This window comes from Methylocystis sp. JAN1 (genome assembly GCF_052186135.1).
GTDB lineage: Bacteria > Pseudomonadota > Alphaproteobacteria > Rhizobiales > Beijerinckiaceae > Methylocystis.
This window is the reverse complement of record NZ_CP181499.1, coordinates 877,411-894,852: the sequence shown is the minus strand read 5'-3', so window position 1 is coordinate 894,852 and position 17,442 is coordinate 877,411. Positions and strand designations below refer to the sequence as shown.

Below are 17,442 nucleotides of genomic sequence, written 5' to 3'. Positions count from 1 at the left end.
GCTGAGAGGGATATATGGTGCCCAGGAGAGGACTCGAACCTCCACGGCTTTCACCACTGGTACCTGAAACCAGCGCGTCTACCAATTCCGCCACCTGGGCATGTGGGCGCTCTCTTAGGGGCGCCGGCCGGGGTCTGTCAATGCGAACCTCGGCAAAAATCGCGCGCGTCCTCAAATAAGATCGTCGGCGCCCGCCCGAAGCGCCGATGGCGCATTTCCTTCCGGGCCGATTTTCGCTAGAGCACGGGCGACGAATTTTGCAAGGCCGGCGGCGCCGGCGCGGCGAATGGAGCATAGAGCGATGAGCGGCGTGAACATGGGCGCGGGGCGCGTGGTGACGGTGTTTGGCGGATCGGGCTTCGTCGGCCGGTATGTCGTTCGCGCGCTGGCCCGCGACGGCTGGCGCGTGCGCATCGCCTGCCGCCGCCCCGACCTCGCCTTCCATCTGCAGCCGCAGGGCCGCGTCGGGCAGGTCATGGCGGTGCAGGCCAATGTGCGCCATCCCGAATCGGTCGCCGCGGCCTTGCACGGCGCTTCGGCGGTCGTGAACCTCGTCGGCATTCTCTCGGAAGCCGGCGCGCAGAAATTCTCCAAGGTGCAGGCGGAAGGCGCGCAGGTCGTCGCCGAGGCCGCGAAGGCCGCCGGCATCGACAATCTCGTTCATATCTCCGCCATCGGCGCGGACGCGAATTCGGCCTCCCAATATGCGCGCAGCAAGGCGGCTGGCGAGGCGGCGGTTCTCGCGGCGGTCCCGTCCGCGGTCATTCTGCGCCCCTCGGTGATCTTCGGCATCGAGGATAATTTCTTCAACCGCTTCGCCACCATGGCGCGCTACTTCCCGGTCATCCCGGTTGTCGGCGCCGAGACAAAATTCCAGCCGGTCTATGTCGGCGACGTCGCGGAAGCCGTGGCCAAGGCCGTTGCGGGCGAAGCCAAGCCCGGAGCGACCTATGAGCTCGGCGGGCCGGAAGTGAAGAGCTTCGCGTCGCTGATCGACTATGTGCTGAAGGTGACGGAGCGCGACCGCCGCGTGGCGAAATTGTCCTTTTCGACCGGCAAGCTCGTCGCCTCGATCACGCAGTTCTTCACCAAGCTGTCGCTCGGCCTCTTCCCGACGCTGCTGCGCATGACGGGCGATCAGGTCGAGCTGCTCAAGCACGACAATGTCGTGAGCGAAGCCGCGATCAAGGAAGGGCGAACGCTGCAGGGCCTCGGGATCGAGCCGCAGTCGATCGAAGCGATCGCGCCGACCTATCTCTATCGTTATCGCAAGACCGGCCAGTATCAGGCGCAGCGCCTGGGAGCCTGAGTCCGGCGCCTTGCGCGTCATGTCCGCGCGATGGGCGCGGGCATGATGCGGAGCGGTCAGCGCTCCGCCCAATGCGCGCGCCCGCGCGGCAGCATTTTGTGAATGCGCGACATGAAGGCGACGCCGAAGAGCGGCGTCAGCACGTTGAGGCCCGGCGTCATCACGAAGGCGGCGATGAACAGGCCTGCAAGGAAGAGCTGCGGCGCATGGCGGCGGCGCAGCTCCGCCGCCTCCTCCAACGTACGGAAACGTGTGGCCGCGAAGAGAAAATATTCGCGCCCGAGCAGATAGGCGTTGGCGAGCAGGAAGGCGATCGCGTTGATTCCCGGCACGAGCAGCAGGAAGAGCGCGAGAATATTGACGCCTGCCGAGACGGCGGCGAACCGCAGGCCCATCATGATCGCCTGAGAAACGGGAATCGCCCGCCCGCGCTCTCCCGGCGGGTAGAGATCCGCTTCGACGACGTCGGCGAGATCATCGAGAAACAGGCCCGCGACCAGCACCGAGATCGGGCCGATGAAGAAAGCCAGGAAGAGGAAGAGGCCGAGCCCTGTCGCATATGTCAGCGCGATCTGCAACCAGGGATGACTCACCGCGATATAGGAAAGTGCGAGCTTGTCGAGGCCGACCCAGGCGAGCGCCAGGAATAGCAACGTCATCCCGAGGCTCTTGAAAAGCACGTTGCGGAAGGGCGGAGAGAGAACCTCGCGCAGCGCCGCCAGAGCGGCGTCGAACATGAAAGTCATGCATGGCCTCGAACCGCCGCCCTTGCGGCGGCCGCCCTGCAAATGGCGACGGAGCGGCGTCGACACAAGGGGACGAGTCAAGCCCTTCATCCCGCCCTCCCTGTTTGAGCGGAGCCAACACGAAAACTCCCGCCGCCGAAAGCCGGCGCGGGCTGTTGCAGGAAGCCGGGGCGCCCCGGCCCCGTTCGGCCGAGTGCGTGAGTGAAAAGCGCGTCGGAGCCAAGGCGTCCCGGCTGCGGTCTTTATTCGCGCGCACCTTTCCTTCCGGGGTGGGGTCGTCGCGCGACCTTGGCCCGTCCGGCGCGGCCGCCAGGCGGCGGCCGTTTCTTTCCCGGGGGCGCTTTGGAGCAAGTTCTGATCGAAAAAGTCTGACAACTTTTTCGGAACGTGCTCGCGCTCCCGGGCGCGCGCAAGGGTTCACATGCGCCGCCTCCGGCCCGCCGGCGCTTTCCCTTTCGGTACTCGCCCCGCGTGTCGCGGACACGGAAACTACGCCCAGCCTTCGCGCGGATTTCCCCGCGCTTCTCCCCACCAAGGAGAGACCCGGCAGGCGGCGCCGTAACTCCCGCGCGGAACGAGGGTCGCCGCTCCGCGCTTAACCGGCCCCGCCAGCGCCGCCGACCCGACGACGCCCCTGTTGGTTGGCGAGGCGGGCCAAGCATAGGCGAGGTTTGCGGGGTGGGGATAAGTCGGGGAGATTTGGGCGCGTGAATGCGGGCCTGAAGGCCCGCGCTCCACGTCGTCATGCCCGCGCTTGTCGCGGGCATCCACGCGACGCCCGCTTGACGCGCCTTGCGGCGTTTGTGCGATGTCCAGACGTGGATGGCCGGGACAAGCCCGGCCATGATGCGCTTTTCGCCGGCCCGGGGGCGTTGCGTAAGGGCGCCGATATGCGGGCCTGAAGGCCCGCGCTCCTCTTCCCGCATTTACGCCGTCGCCGGCTCGCGCTGCGCGAATCCCAGCCGGATGTTCAGTTCGTGCAGAAGCTGCTCGGCGGCGACCGGGATGTTGGTGCCCGGCGGGAAGATCGCCGCGGCGCCGAAATCGTAGAGCGCCTGGAAATCGTCCGGCGGAATGACGCCCCCGACGACCATCATGATGTCCCGGCGGCCGACACGCGCCAGCGCGTCGCGCAGTTCCGGGGTCAGCGTCAGATGGCCGGCGGTCATGGTCGAGACGCCGACGATATGGACGTCCGCCTCCTTCGCCTTCTGCGCCACCTCGTCCGGCGTGGCGAAAAGATCGCCGATCACCACGTCAAAGCCCATATCGGCGAAGGCCGAGGCGATCACCTTCTGGCCGCGGTCATGGCCGTCCTGGCCCATTTTGGCGACCAGGATGCGCGGCTTGCGGCCGGTATTCTCCTCGAAATCGCGGGTCATGCCGACGACGCGGCCGACCTGCGCGCTGTCCTTGCCGGCCTCTTTCGCATAAACGCCCGAAATGACGTTGGCCTTGGGCTTGTGGCGCGTGAAAACCTTTTCCAGCGCGGAGGAAATCTCGCCGACGCTGGCCTTGGCGCGCGCCGCCTTCACGGCGAGGTCGAGGAGATTGGCGCCGGAAGTCGCGCCTTCGGTCAGCGCGCCCAGCGCCGCCTGCGCCTGCGCCTCGTTGCGCTCGCCGCGCAGGCGCTTCAGCTTGTCGAGTTGGGCGGCGCGGACGGCGGCGTTGTCGACCTTCAGCACGTTCGGCTTGGCGTCGTTCTCGGGGCGATATTTGTTGACGCCCACGACGACCTGCGTCCCGCTGTCGATGCGGGCCTGCGTCTTGGCGGCGGCCTCCTCGATGCGTTGCTTGGGCACGCCCGCCGCGATGGCCCTGGCCATGCCGCCGAGCGCCTCGATTTCCTCGATATGGGCCCAGGCCTTCTTGGCGAGCTCCGCCGTGAGGCGCTCGACGTAATAGGAGCCGCCCCAGGGGTCGATCACGCGCGTCGTGCCGCTCTCCTGCTGCAGAACGATCTGGGTGTTTCGGGCGATGCGGGCCGAAAAGTCGGTCGGCAAAGCGAGCGCCTCGTCCAGCGCGTTGGTGTGCAGCGACTGGGTGTGGCCCTGCGTCGCCGCCATCGCCTCGACGCAGGTGCGGATCGAATTGACGTAAACGTCCTGCGCGGTGAGCGACCAGCCGGAGGTCTGGCAATGGGTGCGCAGCGTCAGGCTCTTCTCCGACCTGGCGCCGAGATCCTTCATGAGACGCGCCCAGAGCAGACGGGCGGCGCGCAGCTTGGCGACCTCCATGAAGAAGTTCATGCCGATGGCGAAAAAGAAGGAGAGGCGCGGCGCGAAGGCGTCGATGTCGAGCCCCGCCGCGACGCCGGCGCGCACATATTCGACGCCGTCAGCCAGCGTGTAGCCGAGTTCGAGGTCGGCCGAAGCGCCCGCCTCCTGCATGTGGTAGCCGGAGATCGAGATCGAGTTGAATTTCGGCATATGCTGCGAGGTGTAGGCGAAAATGTCCGACACGATCCGCATGGAGGGCTCCGGCGGATAGATGTAGGTGTTGCGCACCATGAATTCTTTGAGAATGTCGTTCTGGATCGTGCCGGTGAGCTTGTCGGCGGAGACGCCCTGCTCTTCCGCCGCGACGATGAAGAGCGCGAGGACCGGCAGCACGGCGCCGTTCATCGTCATGGACACGGACATCTGGTCGAGCGGAATGCCGTCGAATAGCGTGCGCATGTCGTAGATCGAGTCAATGGCGACGCCCGCCATGCCGACATCGCCCATGACGCGGGGATGATCGGAATCGTAGCCGCGATGGGTCGCGAGATCGAAGGCGACCGAGAGGCCCTTCTGGCCGGCGGCGAGGTTGCGGCGATAAAAGGCGTTGCTATCCTCGGCCGTGGAGAAGCCGGCATATTGGCGGATCGTCCAGGGCTGGGCCACATACATGGTCGAATAAGGCCCGCGCACGAAGGGCGCGACGCCCGGATAGCCGTCGATGAAGGAGAGACCCTCGACGTCCTGCGGCCCATAGGCGCTCTTCACCTCGATCCCCTCGGGCGTCAGCCAGCTCCGGGCGGGCGCGTCCTGCGCGACATTGGTGGCGGCGAAGGGGATTTTGGTGAAATCGGGGATCGCGGACATCGTTTCCTCGGGCCTGTTTCCGGGCGTTTTAGACCAGCCGCCCGGCGAGCGCAAAGGCGGCTTGCCCCTTGCGCGGACCGCCCCTCGGGAGCCCGCGGATAATTAACGCTTCTGAATGGAAGCCAGATAAGCGAGCAGCGCCTCGACCTCTTTCGCGTCGAACTGGAACTGCGGCATTTCCGGCCCTTCATGGCCGACGACGATGCCCTCGCCCAGCGCCTCCTCCAGATTGGAGAGGGGATATTTGCGGGCGAGATAACGAAAAGGCGGGGATTGGGGTTCGGACTCCCGCCCGCGCGGCCCACGGCGTGGCAGCGGCCGCAATTCGCCTCGGCGATGGCCTCCCCCTGTTTCAGAACATCCTTGCCCGCGGCGGCCGGGCCGGCGAGGAAGGCCGCAATCGCGACAGCGAGGGGGACGAATCGAACCATGTTCGACAGTCTATCCCCCGCCCGCGGCCCCGCAAGACGCGCCCTATTGCCGCACCACGAGCACCGAGCATTTGGCGTGGCGCACAATGGTCTTGGCGTTGGAGCCGAGAAGATAGGTCGCCATGGTCGGCCGGTGCGAGCCGACGACGATGAGATCCACGCCCCAATCCTCGGCTTCCGCGAGCACTTCCGGATAGACGGCGCCGAAGCGCACGGTCGAAGAGACCCGCTCCCTGGGCAGATCGACCTTCTGCGACAGATCCGTCAGGTCCTTCTCGGCGATCTCGCGCAGCTCCTCGTCGAAATTCGGCGGGATGTAGTCGACAAAGGCGACCGGAACGAGCGGCTGCACGTTGATGAGCCGCACTTGCGAGGCGGCGTCTGTCTTCGCGAGCGCCTGCGCGGCGTCGAGCGCCAGCTTCGCCATGTCGGCGTCGCCCAGATCCACAGGCACGAGAATCTTCTTGTACACGGCCGCCTCCCTCGAATCTCTTGTCTATATTCGATCATAGATAGGCGAAAGGCGGCGGGTCCGCGAGGGGGGCGGCTGTGAAGGGTCGCCGCACGGTTTCCCGCGCTACTGCTTGCGCGTGAGGCGGCTCACCGCGGATTTCGTCGCCATGATGGTTTCCATCGACTGGGCGCGCCGCGTCGTGGCGCGCGCGATGGCGGCTTTCACGTCGTGAACCGAATAGGGTTTCGGAATCACCAGCACGGGCTCCAACTCGCCGGTCTGCAGCCATTGCGGGACGGCGGTGACGAAAATGACCGAGGCGTCTATGGTTTTCAGCATCTCGTCCACGGCGACGATCCCCGAGCTGCCGTCCGCAAGCTTTACGTCGGCGACGACCACGGCGGGCCGCGTCTTCAGGGCGAGCGACAAAGCTTCCTCATGCGTGCGCGCCGGCCCCACCACGCGATGGCCGAGATCGCTCACGATCAGCTCGATGTCCTTGGCGATGATGGATTCGTCCTCGACGACCAGAATGTCGAGGGCGCGTTGCTGGCGCTTGGGGCGCGGGCGGGGCGTCGTCTCCGGCGCCTGCGCGTCTTCGAAAGGAATGTTCACGGGCGCAGCCTCTTCCGTCTCAGCCGTTGGGGGTCGGATGTCGCCTTGGAAGACTGCGTATGCGTCTGCGCTCGCGGCGCGGCCATGGCGTCACCCCTGCTTAACGCGCGTGGGCGTTAACAGTTCCGTCAAGTTTTCGCGAAGCGCGCCGGTTCTGTTACGGCCACGCTCGCGGGAAGCAATTGCGCGCTGCGATATCTTTTTCCGAACCGGCGCCGCCATCCGAAAGCCCGCTCGACGGCCATGCTGACGTAAATCCCCGGGCCGCTTGAATAAATGCGCCAGCCGCCATCGACGGGGATCGTCCCTTCCTTGACGCGCGCCCACTCGGCCGACGCCTGATAGCGAGTCGAAAAGGCCGCGTCGCTGCTGCTGAAATAGGCGTTGCGCTGCCGGAGAGACGCATTCGGCAGAATTTCGGTGACCGAGATCGGATTGACGACCAGCAGCGCGTCCCAAAACGCGTCGGCCTCGCCGAGGGCGGCGAGAGCCTCCGCGAAGCGCAGATGCGAATGCGTGTACATGAGGCCGATTTCGCGACCGAAAAAGGCCGCCGACTCGGCGCGCCGGAAAATCCGCTCGGGACCGCCATGATACGCCAGCGGCTTGTCCATGAGACGGGCGCCGTCCGCAAACAGCAGGCGTTCGCGAATGAGGTCGAGATGCCGGCGCGCGCTCTCATCCGTGAAAATTCCGCCCGAAATCCCCTGCGCCATTGGCAGCATCGAGAAGGAAATGCCCGTCAACTCGTCCGACGGATGCAAGAGGAGTCGCGGCGTCCCTCCGTCCCGGTCGAACACCGCATAGCCTGCGACGATTCCGTCGCGAATGAGATGGCGGTTGAAATCGTCGCGCATGGAAAACGTGGCGGCGGCGATATCTTCGGCCGTTTCGGCGCGCCCCGCAAGGCGCAGAATGTCGGCGTAACGGCGAAGCTGCTGGTAGAGGAGCGCGACCGTCCAACTGCTGACCATCCACTCCCGCTGCTCGCGGGAGACCGGTTGCAGCGAGTCGTTCCAGTCGCCGTTCCCGTATCGAATGAGATGCGTGCCCGGAATGAAACGCGCGCGCATCGTCGCAAGCTGTTTCTCGACGTGAACGGCGATCGCATCCGCATGCGCGGTTTTCTCGAACGTCCCCTTGCGCCGCCAGGCGACCTGCTCGTTCAGAAAATCGAAATCGCCGGTCGCCTCGATATAATCGCACAGCGCCTTCAGCGGCCAGACGATGACGTCGCCATGCGCCTCGGCGTCGCGAATCGACGAATAGGGCTCGAGCATGAACCATTGCGGCCAGTCGCCATGCGCTTCCTCCTGCTCGCCATAGACGATGCGCAGAATCCTTTTGACGGCGTCGTCATGTTCGAGACCGAGCAGCAGTTCCACGGGTCCCTGACAGACGTCGCGCGTTCCCCAGGCCGCGCCCGTATATTGTTCGAGCCCATGCGGCGCCTTCAGATGCACGATGGCGTTCTGCGCGAACCATGGAAGAATGGCGTTCGTGGCTTCGGCCGCGGCGTCCTCGCCGGTGACGCGCAATCCGCGAGTCAGGTTGCGCCAGCAATGCTCGGCGCGAATGCGTAGCTCCGCATCCGTTTCGTCGAGCGCCTTGTCCGCCAGGGCCTCGGCGCGCGCCGGGTCGGTCAGCGAACCGACGACAGCGAAAGAGAAGCGCGCCGTCGGCCTGGTCCGGATCGCGACATAGGCGCCGGACCGACGCTTGCCGTCGTCATAAAGAAGCTCGTCGCCGCCGGCCGCGTCGATATCTTCCGGCGCGCCGACGACGAGGCGATAAACGGCGTCGGGATAGCGCTTGGCCCACAGCCATTCGCCATCGGGCCGGAACGAAAAGCGCGCCTTGCGCGCATCGAATTCGACATGGCTCGCATGGGCGAATTCGGATTCGCCCATGACGAGATGACCGACGATCAGAAATCGGGTCGGCGCGCCTTCGACGGCGATGCGCCATCGCATCGCCGGCGCGTCGGCGTCGACGATAGCCTGCACCGTGACGGTCCGCGCGCCAAGCCGGTAAATCCAGCGGCAATCGCCGAGCCCCATTTCGAACGCCGACGGGATCGTGAGCAGCCGCCAGCCGCCGTCCAGTTCCACGAGAATGCGCAGGCCGTTCGCGCGCGCGACGTTGTACGGATCGCGCGAAACCGAGAAGAGTTTATGAAAGGAGCTGTTGCCGATCGTCAGTTGCGCGCTGAACACGCCATGCATCCAGCACGTGGCGCTCAGGGTCTCGTCCGTGGGCAGATAATCGTCGGCGTTGACGAGAATCGCGCCGTGGCGGCGCGCGACCAGGCGCTCCTTCGCACGCAGAACGACATGCCGGCTGTGGCTCTCCCCGGGAACGAAAAACGAGAGAAGCTCCTCGTCGCGTCGCTCGACATGCGCGAGGCCGGGATAGAGGGCCTCGATCGCTTTTTCATCCAGATCGTCCGCGACGGCGGCAGGCGCGTCGATGAGGGCGTTGCGCACCGGCGTCGACAGATCCGCCATGCGGGGCCTCCAATCCCTGAAGGCGCTTTCGGCCGCGTCGGCGGCGGCGAGATCGCTTTCGCCCGACGCGTGCGGATGATCCGATCGATAGACGGCGAATATCGTCCAGACCGCCGTTTCGCCCGGCGCCAGGACGACAGGCCTCGTCTGCAGGGCGGCGCAGCCCGTCTCATATTGGAGGACCGTCGAAGGGAGATCGGCCCCGAAAGGCGGATCGAAGCGCGCCGCGTCGCGAAAGCCCGGCCCCGCGAATTGGCGGAAATCCGTCGCAAACCCAGCCGCCCCTTCGAGACAACCATGCGCGATCCAGGGATGGGCGCCGTTCTGGGAGAGATTTTGGCGGCTCATGACGATGAAGCCGCGCTTAACGTGTTCGAGGACAAAATGGTCGATATACTGGCTCGCATAGGCCTCATTGTTCATCACGAAGCCCGGCGATCCGAGACCGAGATCCTGAACGAAGAGGCAGTCGCAGGGAATTGCGACGCCGCCGCCATTCGTCGCCTCGACGCGCCAGAACCAAACGTCCCGGCTCGGGTGCAGCCAAAGCGTCGCGCGATGGCGCATGCCGCCTTGCTCCGCCTCCCAGACAGCGCGATCTTCGGCGACGCCGAACCGGGCGCGCGACCGGGCGCCCGAGATCGGCAGAAGTTCGGAACGCGCGCCGCCCGCGCGCAGATAGAGGCCGCCCATTTCTCCCGCGAGGGGCGATCCGAGCAACTGGTTGACCATGACGCCGTGGCCCGGCTGCGCATGCTCGATCGAAAAAAGCGCGCCGCTGGGCAGGAAACTGATCGCCGTTCCCGATTGATTCGCGATCGAAACGAGGCCGAGATCCTCGCGACGAGGCGTCTTCATTCGGTCGATCGAAATTTCCGGCATCGCATATCCTCGAGCGTCGCAAAAACGGCCGGGCCGGGCCGCGATCCGACCAAGCTAACTGCGTCGCGGCGGGTTTTCCATCCTGCCCGACGGTTTTGATGGACCGCGCGCGCAACCCCGCGCGCGCGATTTCGGAACACGGCCGCGAACGCTTCGTTGACTCCGGGATCGTCGAAACATCCGGGAAGCGTGACAATGCCTGCGTCTTCGAAGCGCGCGCCTGAAGTCGAGCCTGCGGTTCTCGCGCGCGCCCGGACCGGGGAAAGCCCCGTCTGGAGCGAGGGGGAGCTGGCGCTCTACTGGATCGACATCGAACAGCCGGCGGTCCATCGCTTCGCGCCCGAGACGGGCGCGGATGAATGGTGGGAGACGCCTTGCGCCATCGGCGCCGTCGCGCTTTGCCGCAGCGGCCGGATTCTCGCCGCGCTCCGCACGGGTCTCGCCCGGATCGACCTTGCGAGGGGCGATTACGCGCCGATCTGCGCCCCGCCCTACAATCCGCTGCGGCACCGCTTCAACGAGGGCAAATGCGACGCGCGCGGGCGCTTCTGGGTGGGAACGAAACATGAGCCGCTTGGAACGTCGCATGGCGGCGAGGCCGGCTTCGCCGACGCGGCGCAGCCCCTGCAAGTCCTGGAAAACGGGCGGCTGACGGAAAGACAGGCCAGCGCCGCGATCGCAAACGGTCTGGCATGGAGTCCCGATTCCCGCATCATGTATTTCGCGGACAGTCAGGCGCGAACGGTGTGGGCTTTTGATTTCGATCCCGATAAGGGGAAGCTGTCGTCGCGGCGCGTTTTCGCGCATTTCAGCGCCGCCGAGGGAACGCCGGACGGCGCGGCGGTGGACGCGGAAGGATTCTACTGGTGCGCCCTCTATGGAGGCGGGCGCGTAGTCCGCCTCTCTCCCGACGGCGACCTCGATCGCGAGATCCGCCTGCCTGTCAGTCAGCCGACCATGTGCGCTTTCGGCGACGCCGATTATGGAACGCTATACGTCACCACCGCGGCGCATGGCGTCGCGATCGAACAGGAGCCCCTCGCCGGCGCGCTGTTTCGCGTTCGCCCGGGCGTGAAGGGACTCCCCGCCTCCCTCTTCGCGGACGAGTGAATCCCATGCGTTTCCCGTTGAGACGGCTTAATCGGGAAGACGTCGAAGCCGATGCGACCGGCGCACGGCTGGCCCGGACGCCCGCCGCCCAAAACGGAACGCCCGAACGGCGGCTTTACGCCGGCCGCAAGCTCTCTCGCGCGCGCACCATCGCCGATCTGCGCGCCATGGCGCATCGCCGCCTGCCGGCCTTCGCCGTCGAATATCTCGAAGGCGGCTCCGAAGAGGAGGCGACGCTGTCGCGCAATCTGGCGGCGCTTGCAAGCTGGCGCCTGCTGCCGCGCGCCCTTGTCGACGTGTCGCGGCGGGACCAAAGCGTCGCCTTGCTCGGGCGCGCCATGCCCCTGCCCTTCGCCATCGCGCCGACCGGCTTGAACGGGCTCTTCTGGAGAAAGGCGGACGTGCTCTTGGCGAGAGCCGCCGCGCAGGCGGGCGTTCCCTTCGCGCAAAGCACGATGTCCAACGACGCTATGGAGGAGGTCGCCGCGGTTCCGGGGTTGCGACATTGGTGGCAGCTCTATGCTTTCGGCGAGCGGCCGATCCGCGACGCGCTCGTCGCGCGCGCCGAACGGGCGGGCTGCGAAGCGCTCGTCATCACCGTCGACGCGCAGTTTTACGGGGACCGCGAATGGGAGCAGCGGCGCTTCGCGCATCCGGGGCGACTGACGATGCCGTCGATTCTGGAGAGCGCGCTGCATCCGCACTGGATCGCCACGACGCTGAGCGGCGGCATGCCCTCCTTCGCGAATGATGTCGGTTATGTTCCGAAGGACAAGCGCGGGTTCTTCGACAGCGCTTTCTGGATTCGCGCGAATATGGATCATTCGCTCGATTGGAACGAAGCGGCGCGGTTGCGCGCGCTCTGGCCTCGAAAGTTCCTGATAAAAGGAATTCTCAACGCGAACGACGCCGAACGCGCGCAGCGGATCGGCGCCGACGGCGTCGTTCTGTCCAACCATGGCGGCCGGCAGCTCGACTGGACGATTTCAAGCCTCGACGTTCTTCCGGAAGCGCGGCGGCGCGTGGGGAGTCAGTTCACGCTCGTCGTCGACGGCGGGATGAGGCGCGGAACCGATGTGCTGAAGGCGCTGGCGCTCGGGGCCAACGCCGTCTTTCTTGGCCGCGCGACGCTTTATGGGCTGGCGGCGGCGGGCGAAAGCGGCGTGACGCGCGCAGTCGACATCATGCGGGAAGAGATCGACCGCGATCTCGGCCTGTTGGGCGCGGCTTCGGTGAAGGAGCTGGACGCTTCATTTCTTGCGCGTTAGAGCGCGGCTCGCGAAAAAATGGGACGCGCGATCTAGAGCTCGCCCGCCGCCGCGAGCGCGCATATCCGATCGGCCGCGCGGCAGGCGAGCGCCTGTATCGTCAGCGAGGGATTGACGCCGCCACAGGTGGGAAAAATCGAACCGTCGCAAATCCATAGATTGGGAATGTCCCAGCTTCGGCCATCCGCATCGACAACGCTCGTCTCGGGGCTGTCGCCCATGCGGCATGTGCCGAGCAAATGGCTCGTATCCTTGTCGTTCGTCCAGATGTCGTAGCCCCCGGCCGCCGTGAGGATGTCGCTCATGAAGCGCAGGGCGTGGCGCTGCAGTCTCTTGTCGTTTTCCGAATAGGAAAAGATCACTTTTGCGATCGGCAGGCCGAAGCGATCCTTCTCGTCGGCGACTTCCACGCGGTTTTGCAGGCGCGGCTCCGTTTCTCCGACGGGCACGAAGCCCGCCACATGATTATATTTGCGCATCTCGGCCTTGAGCGCCTCGCCCCAGAGGCCGCGCGTGGTCGCGAGCGTCTGCGCCCAGGCCATGGGCAACGGTCCCTGGCTCATGAAGGCGTAACCGCCGACGAAATCCTTGCCTTCGTCCACGTAATTCCAATGCTCGGTGACCGCCATGTTCGGCGGCCCCTTGTACCAGCGGATTTCCTCGTCGAACGTCGCCCAGGCGCCCGGGCCGGCGTGGGTCGTCAGATGGGTGCCGACCAGGCCGGAGCGGTTGGCGAGGCCATCGGGGAAAAGCGGACAGGCGGAATTGAGCAGAAGGCGCGGCGTTTCGATCGCATAGCCCGCCAGGACGACGTGGCGCGCAGGCTGGAAGCGCCATGCGTTTTCGCGAAAGTACTCGACGCCTTGCGCGCGGCCGAACGAGTCGATCCCGATGCGGCCCGCCATTGCGAGATCGCGTATTTCCGCGCCGGCCCGGATCGCGCGCGGAATCCACACGGTCAAGGCGCTCTGCTTGGCGTTGGTGGAGCAACCATAATTGCAAAAGCCCCGATAGACGCAGGGAGGGGATTTTCCGCGCGGCGCGGAGACCGTCGTAAGCGGCGTCGCGGCCCACGCCACGCCGAGCTTCTCCGCCCCGCGCGCGAGAACGAGTCCGGCGGCGTTCACCTCGTGGGGGCGATAGGGATAGCGGCGGCGCGGCGGTCCCCAGGGATAGCGCACAGGACCGGCGACCTTCAGCGCGTCCTCGGCCTCCTCGTAATAGGGCGCGATTTCTTCGTAGCCGATCGGCCAGTCGAATCCATAGCCCAGCGCGCTGCGGCATTTGAACCATTCCGGACGGAAGCGCAGCGCGATCATGCTGTAATGAACGGTCGAGCCGCCGACGCCGCGGCCCGAATTATTGCCGCCGAGCGCGATGGGATCGTCGCCGCCGATCATGCGCTCATCCGTCCAGAACAGGACTTGCTGCTCCAGCTCGTCGGAGGCGAAATCGTCGAGCGGCCGCCAGAAGGGACCCGCTTCCAGGATCACCGCCGAAAAGCCCCGCTCCGCCAGCCGGCAGCCGAGCGTCGCGCCGCCGGCGCCGGCGCCGACGATCACGAAATCGACAGGTTCGGCTTGCGAATATTCGCGCATCGGCGTCCAGCCGCCCGGCGTGAAGACATCGGGGGCGCGCCCGTTTTTCGCGCGGGGCCGTTCGACGTTCATCGCCGCGCCTTCGCCTCCCATGGGTCGCGCGCGTCGAAACCAAGGCGCACATAGCCGCGCGGACTGGCGGGGCCGCCGAATCCGATGTCGCTCCAGGCGGAAGGATGGGCGTAGACAAGCCCCGCCACGGTCTTTAGCAGCGCGTCGGCGAAGAAGGATGCCGGGTCGAGCCCGCGCCAGAGCGCGGCGTCCGTCTCGCCGGCTTGCGCCGCGCGCAGCGTGGCGTCGCGACCGTCGGGCGCCAGCGCCGCGAACGCCGTCGCAAATTTGCGGCGCGCTTCGCCATCGATGGCGGCCAGTCCGATCCGCCAGGCCTCCTGCATCGGCGGCGCGCCTTCGCTCCTGAATCCTTCGCCGATATTGCGGTGGAGGCGGTCGTCGATCCAAAGCGCGATCAGCGACGCGGGCAAAGCCGGAAAGGACGGCGCGAGGCGCTCGACGACGGCCGTGAGAAGCGCGAATTCCTCGTGGGAGAAAAAGCGCCGCGCCGGAACCTCGTTCAGGCGCCGGGACAACGCGTCTCGCGTGACGTCGTCGAAGGAAGGCGTGTCCCATTTGGCGAGAACGTCATAACCCGCATAGGGCGCGAGCGCCTTCTCCTCCCGTTTCATCGGCTTCCTTTTCGATCAGCGACAGCGCCGGCAGGGCGGCGAGAGACAGGGCGGAAAAGCTCGGCGGCGCCGGCAGAGGCGGCCCGTCGATCACGTTCTGGCTCCAATTGCGCCAGCCGCCCATGCCGCGGGAGACGCCATAAGCATGAAAACCCGCGCCGACGACGCCGAGCAGCGCCGTGGCCCACAGCCAGACGCGCGTAAGCGGATGCGATTTTGCAGGCGTCTCGACGGCCGCCTTCGCCATGAGGCCGGCGGCGACGGGAGGAAGCGTTAAGGGCGCCCACATGAATGGATTCTGGAATGCGCCCCGGAAATGAAAGAGGGCAACCTCCGCAACGGTCCCGGCGAGCGCGGCGCTCGTCAGTCCGGCGAGCGCGCGGCCGGCGGGCAGGCCAAGGAGGCGCGGCGCGCGCGCGGGCTGCCCGGCGACGCTTTCGCCCGCCTCCCCGATGAGGCCCGCAAGGGTGAGCGCCGCCGGCGCGCCGATGGGCGCGCCATAGAACAGGTTCAGCCAGCCCAGCCCGCCGGGCCTTTTGAAGATGTTGTAGACGTGAAAAGCGAGGCCGGCGGCGCCGACGCCGATCGACAGACGAAATGCGCTTTGGCGGAATGCGCGCGCGCCCGTCGCCCCTGTGGCGGCGCCTTCGAGCCCGGCGACGAGCGCCGTCGCCGCGCTGACGAGGGGCGCGAACATGCCGGGATTTTCGAAAGAGCCGCGGTAATGCTCGACGGCGCTGTCCGCCAGAACGCTCGCCGCCAGAAGGGCCGCGGCGCCTTCCAGGGCGCGCGCCTCGCCAGAACCGCGCCCGCCCTTCTTCGACGACCTCCGCGCCATGTCGGCGGCGCCCCGCCCCGCCGAAACGACGACCGCCCCCAGAAGGAGGGCGCCGAGGACGGCGGGCGGCTTCCTTGTTCTCATTCGCCTCGCCCGGGCAGTATGGGCGCGAAGACCTGCCGCGCGGCGCCGACGATGAGGGCGCCCTCGTTCGGGTCGCCCTTCGCCAGCGTCGCGGCGAAATTGCGGGCCTGCTCGAAGGAAATATGCGCCGGCAGCGGCGGCACTTCCGGGTCGGTCTTCACTTCCAGGACCACGGGCCGGGTGGACGACAAGGCCTCGTCCCAGGCGCTTGCGAGATCCGCCGGATCATCGACGAAAACGCCCTTGAGCCCGATAAGCTCCGCGAAGCGGTGATAGGGCACGTCGGGAATGTCCTGCGTCGCCTCGAATTTCGGATTGCCCTGCATGACCCGCTGTTCCCAGGTCACCTGATTGAGATCCTCATTGTTGAAGACGCAGCAGATCCATTTCGGGCTTTCCCAGTCGCGCCAGTATTTGGCGACGGTGATCAGCTCCGCCATATTGTTCATCTGCATGGCGCCGTCGCCGACGAGCGCGATCACCGGCCGTCCCGGATGCGCGAATTTCGCGGCGATGGCGTAAGGAACGGCGGCGCCCATTGAGGCGAGCCCGCCGGAGAGCGAACACATCATCTCGCCCCTGATCTTGAGGTCCCTCGCATACCAATTGGCGCAGGAGCCGGAATCGCAGGTGAGGATGGCGTCGTCCGGCAGCCGCGGCGACAGCTCCCACGTCACGAGCTGCGGATTCACCGGATTGGCCGGCGCGCGGGCCCGGCTTTCGAGCACGCGCCACCAGTCGGAAACGTTCTTTTCGATCCTGTCGCGCCAGCGATGATCCGTCTTCTCCTCCAGAAGCGGCAACAGTTCGCGCAAGGTGACGGCCGCGTCGCCGTGGAGATTGACCTCCATCGGATAGCGCATGCTCAGCATGGAGGCGTCGACATCGATCTGCACGCCGCGCGCCTGCCCCTCCCGGGGAAGGAATTCGGAATAAGGAAAGCCCGAACCGACCATCAGGAGCGTGTCGCACTCCATCATCATGTCGTAGCTGGGCTTCGTTCCGAGAAGGCCGATCGACCCCGTGACCCAGGAGACCGTATCAGGCGCCGCGGCCTTGCCGAGAAGCGCCTTGGCGATCCCGGCCTTCAGCTTCTCGGCGACGGCGATGACCTCTTCCCGCGCCCCGAGCGCCCCCGCGCCGATCAGCATCGCGACCTTCTCGCCCTCGTTGAGAACCTGCGCGGCGCGACGCATGTCGTCATAACAGGGAATCACCAGCGGGCGCGAATAGCCGACGCCCGTTCGCACGGCGCCGTGCTTTCGCGGCGGCTCCTCATAGTCGAGATCCTGCAGGTCGCCCGGCAGCACGATCACCGAGACCGCGTTCTGCGCCTTGGCGATGCGAACGCTGCGATCGACGAGCATCCGCACCTGCGCGGGCGTTTCGGCTTCCTGCACGAAGGCGGCGGCGTCCGAAAACATGCGATCGAGATTGAGTTCCTGCTGATAATGCGCGCCGCGCGCCGTTCGCGGCGCCTGTCCGGCGATCGCCAGCACGGGAACATGGTCGCACTTCGCGTCGTAAAGCCCCGTCAGGAGATGCGCGGCGCCGGGGCCGCCGGTGGACAGGCAGACGCCGAGCTCCCCGGTGAACTTGGCGTGAGCGGCGGCCATGAAGGCGGCCATCTCCTCATGCCGCACCTGTATGAACTCGATTTTCTCCTTCGCGCGCTGCAAGGCGCCGAGCACGCCATTGATGCCGTCTCCGGGATAGCCGAAGATGCGTCGCACGCCCCATTCATAGAGCCTGTGGACGATGAAATCGCCGACGGTCGCGCTCATGGCTTTTTCGCTCTCCCGATCGCGCCGCGTTTGGCGGAATCGCCTAA

At 66.4% G+C, this 17,442-nt stretch carries 13 protein-coding genes and 1 tRNA gene; 3 read left to right on the top strand and 11 right to left on the bottom strand.

Annotated features, from left to right (window positions below; translation table 11 throughout):
• Window positions 1-15: 15 nt before the first annotated feature.
• Window positions 16-100: transfer RNA gene (locus ACNHKD_RS04220), tRNA-Leu, on the bottom strand.
• A gap of 201 nt (window positions 101-301) precedes the next feature.
• On the opposite strand from ACNHKD_RS04220, the gene ACNHKD_RS04215 reads away from it, so the two are divergent.
• Window positions 302-1,309, top strand: a complete 1,008-nt coding sequence (locus ACNHKD_RS04215) for a complex I NDUFA9 subunit family protein (RefSeq protein WP_442755867.1) — start codon at window positions 302-304, stop codon at window positions 1,307-1,309.
• A gap of 56 nt (window positions 1,310-1,365) precedes the next feature.
• Here the strand turns inward: ACNHKD_RS04215 and ACNHKD_RS04210 are convergent, their stop codons facing one another.
• The 6 genes from ACNHKD_RS04210 to ACNHKD_RS04185 form a co-directional block, all read right to left on the bottom strand.
• Window positions 1,366-2,055 (bottom strand): sulfate transporter family protein, encoded by a 690-nt coding sequence (locus ACNHKD_RS04210; RefSeq protein ID WP_442755866.1) that lies wholly within the window; start codon window positions 2,053-2,055, stop codon window positions 1,366-1,368.
• A 926-nt stretch (window positions 2,056-2,981) separates the two neighbouring features.
• The gene (scpA, locus tag ACNHKD_RS04205) at window positions 2,982-5,141 is read right to left on the bottom strand and encodes a methylmalonyl-CoA mutase (RefSeq protein ID WP_442755865.1); all 2,160 of its coding nucleotides are present in this window, start codon (window positions 5,139-5,141) and stop codon (window positions 2,982-2,984) included.
• 102 nt (window positions 5,142-5,243) lie between these two features.
• Window positions 5,244-5,465 carry a hypothetical protein gene (locus ACNHKD_RS04200; RefSeq protein WP_442755864.1) on the bottom strand — a complete coding sequence of 74 codons (222 nt, stop codon included), beginning with the start codon at window positions 5,463-5,465 and terminating at the stop codon, window positions 5,244-5,246.
• 150 nt (window positions 5,466-5,615) lie between these two features.
• Window positions 5,616-6,044 carry a universal stress protein gene (locus ACNHKD_RS04195; RefSeq protein ID WP_442755863.1) on the bottom strand — a complete coding sequence of 143 codons (429 nt, stop codon included), beginning with the start codon at window positions 6,042-6,044 and terminating at the stop codon, window positions 5,616-5,618.
• 105 nt (window positions 6,045-6,149) lie between these two features.
• Entirely contained in the window at window positions 6,150-6,641 is a 492-nt protein-coding gene (locus ACNHKD_RS04190) for a response regulator (protein ID WP_442755862.1), read from the bottom strand.
• 128 nt (window positions 6,642-6,769) lie between these two features.
• Window positions 6,770-10,030: a GH36-type glycosyl hydrolase domain-containing protein gene (locus ACNHKD_RS04185; RefSeq protein WP_442755861.1), complete on the bottom strand. Its 3,261-nt coding sequence runs from the start codon at window positions 10,028-10,030 to the stop codon at window positions 6,770-6,772.
• Window positions 10,031-10,225: 195 nt separating this feature from the next.
• Here ACNHKD_RS04185 and ACNHKD_RS04180 point away from each other — a divergent pair, with 195 nt between their 5' ends.
• Both ACNHKD_RS04180 and ACNHKD_RS04175 read left to right on the top strand, forming a co-directional pair.
• Window positions 10,226-11,140, top strand: a complete 915-nt coding sequence (locus ACNHKD_RS04180) for an SMP-30/gluconolactonase/LRE family protein (protein ID WP_442755860.1) — start codon at window positions 10,226-10,228, stop codon at window positions 11,138-11,140.
• A 5-nt stretch (window positions 11,141-11,145) separates the two neighbouring features.
• Entirely contained in the window at window positions 11,146-12,408 is a 1,263-nt protein-coding gene (locus ACNHKD_RS04175; protein ID WP_442755859.1) for an alpha-hydroxy acid oxidase, read from the top strand.
• Between the two features lie 32 nt (window positions 12,409-12,440).
• Here the strand turns inward: ACNHKD_RS04175 and ACNHKD_RS04170 are convergent, their stop codons facing one another.
• The 4 genes from ACNHKD_RS04170 to ACNHKD_RS04155 are packed head-to-tail and all read right to left on the bottom strand — an operon-like array spanning window position 12,441 to window position 17,395.
• On the bottom strand, window positions 12,441-14,078 hold the full coding sequence (locus tag ACNHKD_RS04170; protein WP_442755858.1) for a GMC family oxidoreductase: 1,638 nt from the start codon (window positions 14,076-14,078) through the stop codon (window positions 12,441-12,443).
• A complete protein-coding gene (locus ACNHKD_RS04165; protein ID WP_442755857.1) occupies window positions 14,075-14,689 on the bottom strand; it encodes a gluconate 2-dehydrogenase subunit 3 family protein in 615 nt (204 codons plus the stop codon). Before ACNHKD_RS04165 ends, ACNHKD_RS04170 begins: the two co-directional genes overlap by 4 nt.
• Window positions 14,646-15,611 carry a hypothetical protein gene (locus ACNHKD_RS04160; protein ID WP_442755856.1) on the bottom strand — a complete coding sequence of 322 codons (966 nt, stop codon included), beginning with the start codon at window positions 15,609-15,611 and terminating at the stop codon, window positions 14,646-14,648. Before ACNHKD_RS04160 ends, ACNHKD_RS04165 begins: the two co-directional genes overlap by 44 nt.
• Window positions 15,608-17,395: a thiamine pyrophosphate-requiring protein gene (locus tag ACNHKD_RS04155; RefSeq protein WP_442755855.1), complete on the bottom strand. Its 1,788-nt coding sequence runs from the start codon at window positions 17,393-17,395 to the stop codon at window positions 15,608-15,610. The genes ACNHKD_RS04160 and ACNHKD_RS04155 overlap by 4 nt, the downstream gene beginning before the upstream one ends.
• Between the last annotated feature and the right edge of the window lie 47 nt (window positions 17,396-17,442).

Coding starts and splice junctions, on each gene's coding strand:
- ACNHKD_RS04215 (WP_442755867.1), top strand. CDS start 302: ATGAGCGGCGTGAACATGGGCGCGGGGCGCGTGGTGACGGTGTTTGGC.
- ACNHKD_RS04210 (WP_442755866.1), bottom strand. CDS start 2,055: ATGACTTTCATGTTCGACGCCGCTCTGGCGGCGCTGCGCGAGGTTCTC.
- scpA (WP_442755865.1), bottom strand. CDS start 5,141: ATGTCCGCGATCCCCGATTTCACCAAAATCCCCTTCGCCGCCACCAAT.
- ACNHKD_RS04185 (WP_442755861.1), bottom strand. CDS start 10,030: ATGCCGGAAATTTCGATCGACCGAATGAAGACGCCTCGTCGCGAGGAT.
- ACNHKD_RS04180 (WP_442755860.1), top strand. CDS start 10,226: ATGCCTGCGTCTTCGAAGCGCGCGCCTGAAGTCGAGCCTGCGGTTCTC.
- ACNHKD_RS04175 (WP_442755859.1), top strand. CDS start 11,146: ATGCGTTTCCCGTTGAGACGGCTTAATCGGGAAGACGTCGAAGCCGAT.
- ACNHKD_RS04170 (WP_442755858.1), bottom strand. CDS start 14,078: ATGAACGTCGAACGGCCCCGCGCGAAAAACGGGCGCGCCCCCGATGTC.
- ACNHKD_RS04165 (WP_442755857.1), bottom strand. CDS start 14,689: ATGAAACGGGAGGAGAAGGCGCTCGCGCCCTATGCGGGTTATGACGTT.
- ACNHKD_RS04160 (WP_442755856.1), bottom strand. CDS start 15,611: ATGAGAACAAGGAAGCCGCCCGCCGTCCTCGGCGCCCTCCTTCTGGGG.
- ACNHKD_RS04155 (WP_442755855.1), bottom strand. CDS start 17,395: ATGAGCGCGACCGTCGGCGATTTCATCGTCCACAGGCTCTATGAATGG.